The organism is Acinetobacter sp. 102, assembly GCF_037028485.1.
Classification (GTDB): Bacteria; Pseudomonadota; Gammaproteobacteria; order Pseudomonadales; family Moraxellaceae; genus Acinetobacter; species Acinetobacter higginsii.
This window is the reverse complement of record NZ_JAZEZK010000016.1, coordinates 1-14,274: the sequence shown is the minus strand read 5'-3', so window position 1 is coordinate 14,274 and position 14,274 is coordinate 1. Positions and strand designations below refer to the sequence as shown.

Below are 14,274 nucleotides of genomic sequence, written 5' to 3'. Positions count from 1 at the left end.
GAGACTCGCTGCAAATCAAAGTTGCCTATTTTTAAAAATAGTTTGCCTATTCTGAGGTTTTATTGTTGTAAATCTCGACTGGGCGTACTGCCAAATAATCGTGAATATTCGCGAGTAAATTGCGACTGACTCTCATAACCAACCAAATCGGCAATCTGCTGCATATTCATTGCTTGGGATAAGATCAGCTTTCTGGCCTCTTGTAAGCGCAACTGTTTTTGATACTGCAGCGGAGTCATACCCGTGATTTGTTTGAAATGATTTCTTAATGTCGCAGCACTCATATTGGCCTGTTCAAAGGCATCTTGTATGCAATTTTCCTGAAGAAAATGATGTCTCAACCATTGAATCAAGGTAAAAATATTTTGATCCGAGACACTTGCCTTGACTAAATTACGCAAATAAACACCGTGTTGTCCGACCAGTAAACGAAGAATAATTTCTTGCTTGATGATCGGTGCCAGTTGCTCAATCATTGTGGGTTCTTCGATTAAATCCACCAAACGAGTCAATGTATTCACCAGAGCGCTATCGAGATACTCAATTGAAAATGCAGGCAGATTTTTTAGCTTAATCTTGTCATCTAATGCCTGTACAGTTTCAATAATCAAGTTCAAGTCCAGTGACAGCATCATTCCGAGAAAAGGTTCTTGATAAGATGCCTGTGTCACTCGACTAATGGCGGGCAAATCAATAGTGGTTAGCATGCTTTGACCAGCACCATAGCGATATACTTTATCCCGAATAAGAACCTCTTTTTGTCCTTGTAAAACAATGCCTAGACCAAGTCCATAAATGCAATGAATAGACTGTTTGGCTGTACGTCGATGTAAAGAAAAACCTGTGATTTCAGTTGAGAAGTCATCAGCATGGATAAGCCCATCAACCTTATCAGCTAATATTTTAACCAAATCTTTTGTTTGATCTGATGCATACATAACTCAACCTATCTAATCCCACATCTGCCTTCATACAAAAGAGCCGTTTATAAACCTTGTCGCATACGTTGGATGTCGCGTTGCGGAGACTCACCAAATAAACGGCTATATTCACGGCTAAACTGTGAGGCACTTTCATAACCGACCAAACCAGCGGCTCGCCCTGCATCAACATTTTGGTTAAACATCAAATGCCGTGCTTCCTGTAAACGTAACTGCTTTTGGTATTGCAACGGACTCATCCCCGTTACGGCACGGAAATGTTGCCTAAATGTCGATGGACTCATAAATGCTTGATTGGCTAGATCGTCCATACGCATTGGCTGCACATAATTATGCTTTAACCAATTCACCACTTGGTGGATCTTTTGATTGGCCGAACCCGATTTCACCAACTGACGTAAATATGTGCCATGCGGACCATTGAGCACACGGACAATAATTTCTTTCTGAATCAAAGGTGCTAAATGAGGCAACATCAGCGGTTCATCTAATACCTTAATCAATCTTAAAAAAGCATCAATCAAAGGTGTATCAACAGCTTCCACCGTAAAAGAATGATGTATATCTTCTACAGCCGTGCTGTTTTGTGTAGGCATTTCTGCCACAACCTGATTCACCATTTGTAAATCAAGCAATAATAGAACCGCTAAAAATGGTTTCTGTGGTGATGCTTGCACGATATGCGAGGTGACGGGTAAATCAATGGTGGTCAACATACTTTGCCCTTCAACGCATTGATAGACTTGATCACCAATTACAACTTGTTTTTGCCCCTGCAAAATAATGCCAATTCCCAAGTTATAAATACAATGCGTACTGTCAGTCGGATGCATTCGACTGTGAAACGAAAGTTGAGGAATCGCAGAAATGTGATCACCAGATTGCTCAGCAAAATTCGAAACTACCTGAGTCAACTGATCCATACTTACATTTCTTTCAACAGAGGTCGCCATAGCAAATTTATTTATCCCGATGAAGTTTAAAAATAGAAGCAATTCATTGATAATAAAACATTAGCCTATAGGATCAAATACACTTTTCGCTTCAATAAAATGCACTGACTCAAGATTTATCATGCAGCTCAAAATGAGTAAATAAGGGTTTAGTAATGATTAACAGTAAATAGCCAGCTTATCCGATCTTTAAAACTTGATCCCAGTTAGTCAAATAACTTGGTGATTTATGATTTTGCGTCATACGCCATGCCCGCCCATGAGGTGTGATTAAACGCCCCAACGTCATAGTGTCGCGTCCGAACTTTTCATTAATTCCATCAAATGCTATCGAAAGATTTCTTCGAGCAATCAGTTCATCAGTATCATGGAATAAATCAACAGCATGACTATGTTGCGGAATGATGTCTAACAAAATCACTTCCGCTTTTTTATAACGATGTCCAGCTTGATAAATTCGATCAAGCCCCTGCTGTACCGCTTTGATAATCTCTAAACGATCATCACTGTAGTCAGGCAAATACACCACTGTATAAGGTCGGTAATACTGGTCCTTATTAAAGCGGTTGGTACGAATACTTACACCAACCGCCTTACATAATAATTTCTGATGGCGTAAGCGCTCTATGGCACGTAAACTAAATTCAGTCAGTGCGCCACTTAAATCACTTTTCTCCTGAATCGGCTGTCCAAATGAACGACTACTCAACACCTGTTGACGGTCTGTCACAACATCCTCAAGTTCTAAGCAAGCCATACCTTGTAATTCTTTGACGGTATTTTCCATCAGCACTGAAAAATACTTTCCCATCATTTTCGCATCTGCTTGCAGCAAATCCATCACCGAGTAGACATTCATTTTTTCTAGGCGTTGTCTAATCTTACGGCCCACACCCCACACTTCCCCTACGGGCATATGCTGCAACAAATCTTCAATCACGCAGGGATCTTCCGCAACAATATTACAGACACTATTAAAACAGGCATTGGTTTTGGCGAGATTATTGGCAAGTTTGGCCTGAGTTTTGGAATAACCAATGCCGATACAGCACGGCAAGCCTAACCAGTTTTTGACGGTATCTAAAATCTGATGAGCGTACGCAGTCAAATCATAACTTTGTTGATAGGCGGTTAACTCTAGAAAGCATTCATCAATCGAATATACTTCCTGCTCGCATGGATCGACAAAGCTGCCCAATATATTCATGAAACGGCGCGACATTTCCGCATACAAGGCATAATTACTTGAAAAAACTTCAACTTGATGCCGTTGAATAATCTCTTCAATCTGAAAAAAAGGCACCGCCATCCGAATACCAAGCTGTTTCGCCTCATAGGAACGAGAAACCACACAACCATCGTTATTGGACAACACCACCACAGGACGATTTTCCAGCTTTGGATTAAACACACGCTCACAACTGACATAGCAGTTATTCACGTCAATCAAAGCAAAAATACGTTGAGGCAGGCTCATAGGCTTATCTCATTGGTTTCAAGTTATAGGTCACAACACCCCAGATTAGTAACTCTTGTCCCTCGCTAATATAAATATTCTGGTAGTCAGGATTCTCTGCTTTTAACCACACTTTAGGTGGGCTGAAATGGTGATCAACCATTAAACGCTTCACGGTAAAATCATTGTCAATCAAGGCAATTACAATATCCCCAGATTTGGCAGGAAGACTACGATCTACCACCAAAGGATCATCGATATCAATGCCTGCATCTAACATTGAAAGTGAATTTGCTTTCACAATGAAAGTAGAATTTTCGTTACGAATTAAAAATTCATTTAAATCTAAAGCTTGTTCAACATGGTCTTGGGCAGGCGACGGAAAACCAGCGGCAACACGTTCCGTTGCCAGTGGAATGTGATAAAGTCGATCATTCTTAGCTTGGACATTCTGTATTTTCATTGATGTCGTCAAATCAGTTTGATTACCCGTTTTGACATTATTCAGTAACCAATTTTTGATGAAATCGACTTGAGATTCGGGAACACGGATGACTTTGGTTGGCTCAGTGAACTGTGCCTTCCGCCCTGCATTGCTTCTTGCCCCCCCATGTTCAAATTCAGTTTTTTTGGACATAACTTCCCCCTACCCAAGCTTAAAATACTTTCAAATAATTTAACTTGAAAAAGTTACAAATTCAAGTTGACGTACAATTAATTTTGCATAACAATGAATCCATAGATCAGATTTTAGCTTGTTTAACTTAGACAAGGATGTATAAGACAAACTAAAATTAATGTTTTAAATGAATGACTTATCTTATTTTTACTCAGTTCAAAAATGTTAAGCCATTGATCTAATTCATTAATCTATTTGATCTCTCAGCAGTTAGGTTTTATTCAAATATTTTTGATGTGGAGACATGAAAAATGAACAATCGACGTGATGCTATTCTTGGTTATGCTGACGAACAACATGCTTTCTTTATTCGCCTGATCGAGAACAATACTGTGTTAGGTGATAGCTACGGACTATTTTGTGACAACCAAAATAGTGAAGCCGCAGAAAGTATTATGACCACACTTTTTTTAAAGAAATCTTTTTGGTTAAATGGTTCAGAGTTTAATGACATTGTTAAAGGTCTTAACCCCATTCATTGATAAAAACATATCGATTCAATATGACCTTGCGCTATAAAAAGAGCTTGTACCATGATCTCACTCAACAAGCTCTTTATTTTCAACTTAAATACGCTTCAACTTGTACATTATTTTAATACTCTCAAATAAAAAACCCACAGATTGCAATCGCATCAGTGGGCCTTTTTATAAGGTTGAATCATCGGTTTAAATTCAGATAAATCTTTTGTCATTCACAGGTGCAACCAACTTATAAATTTTACCGTCAGTACCACTTTCAAACAATAAGTCAATATTCGGAAAAATGATATTTCCTTCTACTTCAATATGTTCAACCCGTTTAAAAAAAGGAATATCACGGTCTTCTAAATCATTCAGCTGTGCAACGACAATCGATTCGTTTTCTTCTTGGTCCTTGACGATGACTGTAATCTTATCCATAACAGTTCTCCCAATATCTATAGGTTCATAGGACTATGGGAAATTTTCGATAACTTGTCGATAAAATCGTTGTAACAAGAGTTATAAGTATTATCTTTTTATTGTTTAAACCGCTAAGCCATTGAAATTAACTTTTAATTTATAAATTTCGTTAATATTTAATTAACCATCGAGTTACATTAACGCTTAAAACGTTTCAAAATAATTCACCTCTCTTTATGATTTAAATGAGAGGCAGATTTTTTAAAAATATTAGTTTCTGAATTGCCAGATTGTATTGAGAAATTTTTGCTCTGTGCCCCAAGGGGTAATATGTAGCTCAAACTCATGGCGCAACAATATAAAATCTTTGTCCAGTTTGTGACTCAACTTAGCCAAACTATAACGCTCTACCATTAAGCCACTGCATTGTGTTGGCCCATCTTCAGCAAAAGTAGACAAAATCAGATATCCGCTTGGCTTTAATGTTTGACGTACATTGTGTAGATATTGTTCCTGTTGCCCCTCTGTCAGCATAAAATGAAATACCGCACGATCATGCCACACATCAAAAAATTGAGACGCAAGCGCAACCGTACACACATCTGCAACTAACCAATGCACATGGCGACTGTCTAAGCTCTTTGCAGTTAACCTTGCTCGGGTTATATCTAATGCAGTTTCAGATAAATCAAGTACATGCAAATATTGATAGCCGGCTTCAAGCAGATGATCAATCAAAAGAGAGGCGCCACTGCCCACATCAATCAGCTTGGCATCAAGCGGTAAATTTAGAGACTCAATAAAAGTAAGTGTTTGACTTGGCTGCTGTTGATACCAACTGACTTGGTCAGCTTGTTTGGATTGATACACTTCTTCCCAATAATTTCTGCTCATTAGAGTTCCTTCTCAGCGCTAATCGGACACTCCAGCATCAGCGAAATGAAAAATTATCTGGTGATTATGGCACTGGCGCGAACAGCGTGATAGCTACAGAATTAATTTGTCCCCAAACATCAAATAAAATCTACTTCTGTGTCACCACATTAGATATTTCTTTCTGATTTTTGGTTTTATCACCGGGCTGTTCACGGCTCTCTTCTATTTCATTTTTTAACTCAAGGTATTGTCTGGCATCTTCTCGACGATGAATCCCACCTAATTTCAAAGCCTGAGTATCAACTTCTTCATCAATATCTGCTTTTTTCGTAGACTGTTTAATCAAAGAATCCTTGCTTTTTTGTAATGCTGAATTAATAGGAGCAACTCGCTCACTCTGCTGTTCCACTGGTAGTTCAGTTGCAAAAATCCCCGTTGATGCGATCAGAACAGACATCAAACCTAATGTTCTTCTCATGCTCAAGCCCTAGCTTGTTTTGAATTTTGATGCTTTATCTTAACATGTGTACTCACGCTTATTACGTTAAATCTTATCCCCCAATTTGCAGCATTTGAGCTTTTTTTTTAAAGAGCAAGTCCAATCTTTGCCATGCTAACTGGCTAGAAGTACCGCTCTTTCACAATTTTTGCGAAATAATTCACTTCATTTAAATGACGCTGATCAGCATAAATAATGCCTACATTAACACTAACATTAAAATCTTCGAGCGCCACAATTTCAAGGTCAGAGTTAAATGCCGAGTGCTGATCGATAAAAGGCTTTGGGAAAATCCCCAAACCATCTCCATTTAAAATACTGTGTAACTGCGGTTCTATCCCGAAGATTTCTTTATTGGCATATAGGAACAACTTTCGTTCCTTTAGTTCTTTATTTAAGCATTCTCTAAAGCAACATCCTTCAGGGTGGATCACCCAACCTTTCTTACTGCATCGCTCCAAACTAGTATGTTCTTTCACGCCAGTTCTGGCCGAAACCACAACCAAAGGTAAAGTCCCAATGCTCAAGAAAAATAAATGGTTCGCAAGATTAATATTGGAAGGAATCATTACAATTGCAAGCGGTAACTCACTCTCAGCGACTCGCTGAATTAGACTTCGCCCCCAACCACTTTGTATTTCTACCCCTGCCAAATAATGGTCGTGCTTATACCTTTCATAAATATACTCCGAGAGATCATCCACCAAGGTAATTGGAACCCCGATGCTCATTTTTTCTTGATTTGGAAGAACCTCTTGCTGATGAAAATACTCTAATTGTTCCATTTGTTCGAGGATATAACGACCTTTAAAATATACTTGCTCTCCCAAATGCGTAAGCTGCAAAGGTCGGCTTTTACGATTGAATAGCTTTCCTTTTAGTTTTTTCTCAATATTATTGATGCGTTTGGTTACCGTAGATTGATCAATACCTAGCTTTTCTGAAGTTACAGTTAAAGAAGAGTTTTCAACAGCATATATAAACGTTTCTAAATCTTTAATTTCTAACACTTTAATACTCATTCATCTGTTGTTCAGACGCGTTCCAAATCAATTCCATCACTGGTTTTACATTTCAACATAATGCATCACATGAATTTGCCCTTTCATACGAAATCATCAACTTGATATAAGTGGCTGCTGCTCTATCTCAACAGAAAAGCCATTATTTTATCTGGTCAAATGGTCTACCAGTTCCCCCGACGATGATTGGCTACCCAACGATACATGCCTTGAATATTCGGTATTTTCATCGTACTGAAACCAATCCAGTTCTGAACTTCGGGGCTAAATTTGACATTACGATAGAGCTGATCCCACGACTGTCCTGCACGAACCAAATCCAAAACTTGTTGATGCAAGTCGACAATATAATGACGCAATGCGATCTGATCTTCACGTGTGGCAGGGCTATAATGTCCAACATCAATAAAATCGACATCTTGCTTGATCACCCAATCCAAGCTATCAATCCAGCCAGTGTAATAAAAATCTAAAAAGTCATTGTATGGCATGCTTTTACTTTCACACACATCGGTACATTGCAGTGCTTTATATTTTGGAAACAGTACCATGACCATACTGTCTGAATGGCTCGGTGCAACGTAATGTAATAAAACCTCCTCACCCCCTAAGCTAATTTTCATGTCCTGATCAAAAACGCGATCTGGTAATGCTGTGGCTAACTTTTCCCCCACGATCGGTTCAAGACTACGTTGATTGGCAACAATAGTTGCCCCATCCGCTTTAAAGATCTGCCCACCACTGATATGGTCCGCATGTGCATGGGTATAGACCACATATTTTACAGGCACATCAAAACGTTTCTTGATTTCATCTTTTAGCCATGTCGATGTGCAGGTCATCGCTGGATCAATCACCAAAGCACCTTCTTTAGTGATCAAAACTAAACCGCTATGTACAGCTAAGCCTGCACCCGTAGTATGTCGGTACAGATTGCCTCTGACTTGCGTTAAGCTTCTTGGATTATCTGGACAGGATGCCGCGGTAAAATCCGCTAACACAGCACGATTCCGATAGATCGATTGATCTACGGCAATCCCATTATCTTTCGCAAAAACAGGGCTTAGAGGCAATGACAGCAATAATGCTACAAAAAATTTATAGCTCAAAAATGCCCTAATTATTTGATTTTTAAACGTGCTCACCGACAAACCCTGCATAGATTTCACGGAGATCAATCTAACAAGTTCAGGCCTCTGACAAAACCCACAAAATCCACAATATACTGTCCTAAAATTAGCAACAATAATGGATTGGGCCGCCATGCAAAAACTGGATGATCTCTTATTATTCGTTGAGGTGGTCGAGCATGCTGGATTTTCAGCTGCGGCACGTGATTTAGGCGTACAGCGCTCTAAACTCAGTCGACATATTGCAGAACTGGAAAATAGAATTGGTGTTCGTTTATTGCATCGCAATACACGCAATGTTGTTCTGACGCCAGCAGGTGAAGAAGTCTATATTCATGCAAAAGCATTAAAACAGGCCGCACAAAATGCTTTTGCGGTTGCAACAGACCTTGCTGGTGACCCAAAAGGAACATTAAGAATCGGATGTTCCTCAACCTTTGCACAAGAAGCATTGCTGCCTATTCTTGATTTGTTCTTACAAAAATATCCTAAGATACGCCTGATCATCAACACATCAGATCACAATATTGATTTGATCAGTGCGCAAGTCGATCTGGTTTTTCGAATCTCCTCCAAGCTCCTCACTGACTCGAGTTTAATTATTCGCCCTGTCTGCGATTTACCGATGATACTGGTTGCCAGTCAGGATTATATGAGTGATAAAGAAAAAATTGAGTTTCCAGAACAACTCAAACAGTTAAGTTTTATTGCTTTAGGCGTGCAAAAAAACCTGATTTCTCAGATATTCACCAGTCAAAATAATGACTTAAATACAGTATTGCTCGAGCCTTATATCAGTTGTGGCAATATGTCGGTACTCAAATCGGCTGTGCAACAAGGCATGGGAGCTGCTGTTCTGCCCTGGTATTTATGTGCTCATGAACTGAATTCTGGCCAATTTGTAAATGTCTTTAAACCTGATTCGCCATGGTCACCTCAAGCATCTTTAGTGAATGCACTTATACCAACACGAGAAAATATTTTATTGGCAACAAAACTCTTTTTAGATTTTTCAATTCCGCGATTACGGCACAGACTACATCCAGCATTAAGCGACTAGGTAGTTCTTTTTCTGAATCCAGTCATCCCAAATAATGTTATTTAATATCAAAATACTATTATTCTTATTTGTCATATAGGGAACAGCTACATTTTCCGAACATATTATAAATAAAGTCAACAGGTGCATCGATCGGATATACATCCCGATCAAGTAAGTAGAAAATTTCTCCTTCATCCAATATGGTTAAAATTTTGTTTTTCCGTTTTAAGATAATGCCGTGTTTTATTATTTTCTGAATTTCTTCTGCATCAATTTTAAACTGATAAAAGAAAACAATTTGGCCTGTTTTCAAATTATCTGGGTCAATTTTTTTGTACTTTCCACAGGTCAAGCAAATCCATTTTTTCATTATCAATGCTCTGCAAAAAGCTCCCTTTATTGTATAAAAAGCAGGCATTAAAAAATTAACAGCAAAGCATTAAAAAATTATCATTTAGTGAAAATTTAAATATTTAATCATATCAGGACATGTTTATATTCTTAAGGGGAAGTACAGATGCTTAGATCCCCATTCACATCTGTACCCGCTGGATAAATGCTAAAAATTTACGCTAAATACGACACTGCACGACCACTAGAATCGCTGTGAAATACTGAGTTTATAATCACGACCTGTGCCGGTCATATATTCACCTAAATACATTTTATAGTCTCGATTAAATAGATTGTCGATTGAGAAATTTAAAGTAGGCCCTTTTTCTCCAACAGGTTGCCAATCCGCATAAACTCCATGCAGTGAATAGCCCTTGGTTTTGGGTAAAGAAAAAGAGGATGCTGCAATCGATTTATCGTTATCAGACAAGCTACGATCCTGTTTAGCAACAAAGATCCCTCGCCAGCCCATCGTTAAATGATGTTCAGGCACATTCACGCCTAAGGTTGCTGTTGCTTTTCTCGGAGGGATATCCGTCATCCATGTTTTTTGTTCAAACCATGGGTTTACAGGTGAATTGTCGCGTTGGCCACGGATATAAGAATAGGTTAAACCTGTGAACCAAGTCGGCTGATTGTAGAAAATCTCGGTCTCATAGGCTTTGATGGTATAGTCAGTGACATTACGATAAAAGCCATGCTTATAGTTTCCATTACAATCATTAATGCTGCCATTTCCACCATTGGCATTATTTTCCGCTTGTGCCTTACAGAAGGTTGATCGATTTCGGAAAATTTCATCGCCACCCCGATTATGGTGATAAGTCAACCGAACTTGTAGATGGTCTTGTTCTGAAAAAACATCATCAAAATTCATCTCATTGCCGAGGCGAATTGCGCGCATTTTTTCAGGCAATAAATAACGACTGGTTGATGGTACAGAGGTTATTGCCGATTGCACATAATATTGCTCGTCGACACGAGGAGCACGCCATGTTTTACTGATATTGGCAAACCAGGTGAGATAATCTGCTTGCTTCCACGCCAAGGCCAAACGTGGTGACCAGCCTGCATAGGTCTTGCTGGAATAATCATGCCCTGCGCTCGGATCATTATAACGTGATGCTCGGTTTGGATGACCTGTATTGGTAACATGATCATAGCGAAGCGATGGTGTAATCGTGAAATTATCAATCTGGTATTGATCTTCCACAAAGGTACTCAACATTTGCTGTTTGCCTGAAGGCATATAATTTGGCTCATAATAACCAAAATTATAGTCTGGTTTTTTGGTGTTGTTCTTATCATAAATGAGAGAGTTCTGCTCCATCTTCTGATATTGAGCCCCAACCTTTAATTTATGCGTACCATAATCAGTTACAATATCACTGATATTACTGAGCTTAAACGCTGTATTGGTATAAGTTACCCAGCTTTCATTGCCCAGTGTAGCCGCCGATCCAGTCACGCTCGGTAATCTCTGATCATGTTGATCGGTCTTTGAATACGATGCTGTAGCCTTTAAATTTACATAGGGGTTTGATTCAGGATTTAATTCATATCCGACTGAATAGCTGCTATCGTTTTGATCGCGATAGACCAAACGACGTTTCCATGCCTCCTCATATCCATATTTTTTAATATCCGCTTCTGTTGGAACAGCATCTTGATCACGCATTGCCGCAAATGGTTCCCAGCCTTTATGCCCACTTTGCATCGCATTCAAACTAATTTTTTGGCTGTCTGTCGGATGAAAATTGAGTTTGGCCAAATAAGTATCCTGCTGCTGCGCAGAATACAAAAACTTGCTGCCATCAGGGCGTTGAACATCGCCACTATCTCGATTGGTATAGTAGAACATCCCATCAACGACACCATTTTCACTCTTTCCATACACAGCACCTGTATAGGTATTTTGTGAATTATTGGAAAATCGCGAATATTTCAAAAAAGCCCCAATATTTTTATCATCAACCAATAAATCAGTGGCATCTTTGGTTTCTAAGGTGACTTTCCCTCCAAAACCACCATTTCCAACCTCAACATTATGTGGACCTTTATCGACCGTAATTTTCTTTAACAGTTCAGGTTCAATAAAAACTGAACCTTGTCGATATTTATCAAAACTTTTGACCGAGTCATCCAAAGTAATCGGAACATCCTCAACCCCGCCCATACCAAGGATATTAATGGTTTGCCCACCTGGTCGCGGTGAACCTGCCGAACCCACACTTGGCATATGGTCCAGCAATTGTGCAACATTGTTGGCTTGATAACGGTCTATGGCCTTTTGATTTAACACACTCTGACCAAACTGGATGGTATCTTCCTTATCTGCCTGCACGACAATTGGCGTCATTTGATAAATTTGATTCTGAGCATTGGCCTTAGACAATGTGTCTTGTACGGTCGGTACTTTTGTGACGGTGTTTGCCAGAACAACCTTGGTATTATCTGCATAGGCAGGCGTGGTTACAGTGTACATAGATAAAGCAATAGCCAGTACCAGAGGCTTAATCACCTTTGTTTGAGAGGGAGATTGGGGCATAAACTTCACCAGAAGATAAAAATCATCAGTAACCTAAACAAGGTCCTAAAATAATCGACGTTTTAACGATATAAAAAATAATAAAAATTAAGCTTCAATAAAGCGCTTGCAGCAAACGCCAAATCATTCAGACTACAAATATAATTGACTAGCGTCTGACAGCAGCACGGCATAGTCACAGGGAGATAACAATACAGAATCAACTGCTGTCTGGGAGGATAGAAGGAACATATCTCATTTAATTAGGCAAAATTACACAAATAATATTAATTATCATTTACATTTAGATAAATGTAAATGGATGCTTAAAAATTTTAAGACATCTAAAACGCTCTCATCCGTATTGTACTGCAATTGTTTTTGTTTCAATCATTGAAGTAGAGATTGAATATTTTCAGAATTTGATCCATGCCTCACTTATAATGATCTTGATATATAGCCAATAAATGATGATTGGTACAAGCATTGGCTAGATGAGCTAAAGTTGAACCTCGTGCATAGCAACATTGCAGTAGGAACATGCCAGAATCACGAACGATGATTTAAAATTTTTTTCTTCCGATATTGTAACGGACTCATGCCAGTCCATGACTTGAATGCCCGGATAAAAGAGGTCTGTTCTTGGTACGCCAATAACATTGAAATGTCCAGAATGCTCAAATTGAGATCGGCAAGATAATCAAAAGCTAAATCTCTACGAACCTGATTCAATCTTTCTTTGAAGGTATATCCTTGCTGCTTTAATTTAAGTTGGAATATGCGGGCGGGTAAGCCTAATTTATTTGCAACATAATCTACACTGATATTTCCCTTACTCACCGCTTGAATAATGGTTTTCTGAATTAGCTCATCAAAAAGATCAAGTTTAGGACGTCTTGATAACAATAGATTTGCTTGTTTGATTAAAATATCATTCAATACAGGATCAGCATTTGAAACTTCGAGATCAAGACTCGTCATTGGAATATATATCTCAACATCCTCGCTTTCAAATTCGACAGGACATCCAAAAAAACTTTCATAGTTATAAAAAAATTTTGTTTTCTCTGAGCTAAAACTTACTTTATGTACTTCGACTTTATTGGGGTGAACTAATTGACCTAAAAATGTATAAAAAACACCCATTAATAATTCATCTACCAATTGATTATTCTTAATATAAGGATCTACCCCCCAACTAATGATAATAAATTGATCAGAAATAGACATTTTTGCAGGTTTTGTTTCACAAAAAAGTCTTTGGTATTTTATAAAAAGATTCAAAACCTCTAATATATTTTCGCATGATGAAGCAATATAACCTAAAATACCAAGGTGTTTAGGCTGAGTATATTTTGATATTTCCAGTCCAAGTGTAGGTTTAGGTTTTTTTTGATTAATTTCCTCCAATAATTCTGTCCACTCCCCAATTGGGATCAGTTCGTTTGTTTTATAATCACTCAAATATTTTGCATTTTTAAGATTATTTTCCACACAAAAATAAAGCAATAAATTGAGCATCGAACTAGATACTAATTTAACCTGATTAGGATTACTCAAAACCATTTCTACCCACTCATATCATATCCAAAAGCCCACCTCAGAGAAGGAATCAAAAACCAGTTATGCAAGTACATTATTTAATCAATCTTAAAAATTAACGATAATCCAGTTTTTCATGTTCAAACTAATGCGGCAAAAAAATCCATTTTTTGTGATATTAGTCACAGATAATGCTCAGAATCTACTTTAAAATTCAATAAAAAAATTATCATTTCTATAAAAAAACTTATCATTTCAAGGAAAGTTTCAAGATTGTGAAAGTGTCTTTGCTAAAGAAAGAGTTAAAAGTGATTTTTATTCGACATTCAG

14 protein-coding genes are annotated in these 14,274 nt (G+C 38.2%); 2 read left to right on the top strand and 12 right to left on the bottom strand.

Annotation, left to right across the window (positions count from 1 at the left end; genetic code table 11):
* Nucleotides 1–59 precede the first annotated feature (59 nt).
* From WA352_RS15485 to WA352_RS15470, 4 genes are all read right to left on the bottom strand, one after another.
* The gene (locus tag WA352_RS15485; protein ID WP_336143123.1) at nt 60–938 is read right to left on the bottom strand and encodes an AraC family transcriptional regulator; all 879 of its coding nucleotides are present in this window, start codon (nt 936–938) and stop codon (nt 60–62) included.
* Between the two features lie 47 nt (nt 939–985).
* The gene (locus tag WA352_RS15480) at nt 986–1,894 is read right to left on the bottom strand and encodes an AraC family transcriptional regulator (protein ID WP_336143121.1); all 909 of its coding nucleotides are present in this window, start codon (nt 1,892–1,894) and stop codon (nt 986–988) included.
* 178 nt (nt 1,895–2,072) lie between these two features.
* Nucleotides 2,073–3,371, bottom strand: a complete 1,299-nt coding sequence (locus WA352_RS15475) for a Y-family DNA polymerase (RefSeq protein WP_336143117.1) — start codon at nt 3,369–3,371, stop codon at nt 2,073–2,075.
* A 4-nt stretch (nt 3,372–3,375) separates the two neighbouring features.
* Nucleotides 3,376–3,987, bottom strand: a complete 612-nt coding sequence (locus WA352_RS15470) for a LexA family protein (protein ID WP_004808375.1) — start codon at nt 3,985–3,987, stop codon at nt 3,376–3,378.
* A 293-nt stretch (nt 3,988–4,280) separates the two neighbouring features.
* Here WA352_RS15470 and WA352_RS15465 point away from each other — a divergent pair, with 293 nt between their 5' ends.
* Nucleotides 4,281–4,511, top strand: coding sequence for a hypothetical protein (locus WA352_RS15465; RefSeq protein WP_004652770.1), 231 nt, complete (start codon nt 4,281–4,283; stop codon nt 4,509–4,511).
* 192 nt (nt 4,512–4,703) lie between these two features.
* Here WA352_RS15465 and WA352_RS15460 read toward each other — a convergent pair whose 3' ends face one another.
* The 5 genes from WA352_RS15460 to WA352_RS15440 all read right to left on the bottom strand — a co-directional run bounded on the left by WA352_RS15460 (nt 4,704) and on the right by WA352_RS15440 (nt 8,455).
* Nucleotides 4,704–4,931 carry a hypothetical protein gene (locus WA352_RS15460; protein ID WP_004808378.1) on the bottom strand — a complete coding sequence of 76 codons (228 nt, stop codon included), beginning with the start codon at nt 4,929–4,931 and terminating at the stop codon, nt 4,704–4,706.
* Nucleotides 4,932–5,183: 252 nt separating this feature from the next.
* On the bottom strand, nt 5,184–5,807 hold the full coding sequence (locus tag WA352_RS15455; protein WP_302924267.1) for a methyltransferase domain-containing protein: 624 nt from the start codon (nt 5,805–5,807) through the stop codon (nt 5,184–5,186).
* 130 nt (nt 5,808–5,937) lie between these two features.
* Nucleotides 5,938–6,267, bottom strand: a complete 330-nt coding sequence (locus WA352_RS15450) for a hypothetical protein (RefSeq protein ID WP_004808382.1) — start codon at nt 6,265–6,267, stop codon at nt 5,938–5,940.
* A gap of 143 nt (nt 6,268–6,410) precedes the next feature.
* The gene (locus tag WA352_RS15445) at nt 6,411–7,310 is read right to left on the bottom strand and encodes a LysR family transcriptional regulator (protein WP_336143113.1); all 900 of its coding nucleotides are present in this window, start codon (nt 7,308–7,310) and stop codon (nt 6,411–6,413) included.
* Nucleotides 7,311–7,474: 164 nt separating this feature from the next.
* Complete coding sequence (locus WA352_RS15440) at nt 7,475–8,455, bottom strand: MBL fold metallo-hydrolase (RefSeq protein ID WP_336143112.1); 981 nt, start codon at nt 8,453–8,455, stop codon at nt 7,475–7,477.
* A 118-nt stretch (nt 8,456–8,573) separates the two neighbouring features.
* On the opposite strand from WA352_RS15440, the gene WA352_RS15435 reads away from it, so the two are divergent.
* Nucleotides 8,574–9,500, top strand: coding sequence for a LysR family transcriptional regulator (locus WA352_RS15435; protein WP_336143110.1), 927 nt, complete (start codon nt 8,574–8,576; stop codon nt 9,498–9,500).
* A gap of 64 nt (nt 9,501–9,564) precedes the next feature.
* Here the strand turns inward: WA352_RS15435 and WA352_RS15430 are convergent, their stop codons facing one another.
* The 3 genes from WA352_RS15430 to WA352_RS15420 all read right to left on the bottom strand — a co-directional run bounded on the left by WA352_RS15430 (nt 9,565) and on the right by WA352_RS15420 (nt 13,968).
* Nucleotides 9,565–9,852, bottom strand: a complete 288-nt coding sequence (locus WA352_RS15430; RefSeq protein WP_336143109.1) for a hypothetical protein — start codon at nt 9,850–9,852, stop codon at nt 9,565–9,567.
* Nucleotides 9,853–10,077: 225 nt separating this feature from the next.
* Nucleotides 10,078–12,423, bottom strand: coding sequence for a TonB-dependent hemoglobin/transferrin/lactoferrin family receptor (locus WA352_RS15425; protein ID WP_336143108.1), 2,346 nt, complete (start codon nt 12,421–12,423; stop codon nt 10,078–10,080).
* 528 nt (nt 12,424–12,951) lie between these two features.
* Entirely contained in the window at nt 12,952–13,968 is a 1,017-nt protein-coding gene (locus WA352_RS15420) for an AraC family transcriptional regulator (protein WP_004808393.1), read from the bottom strand.
* Nucleotides 13,969–14,274 lie beyond the last annotated feature (306 nt).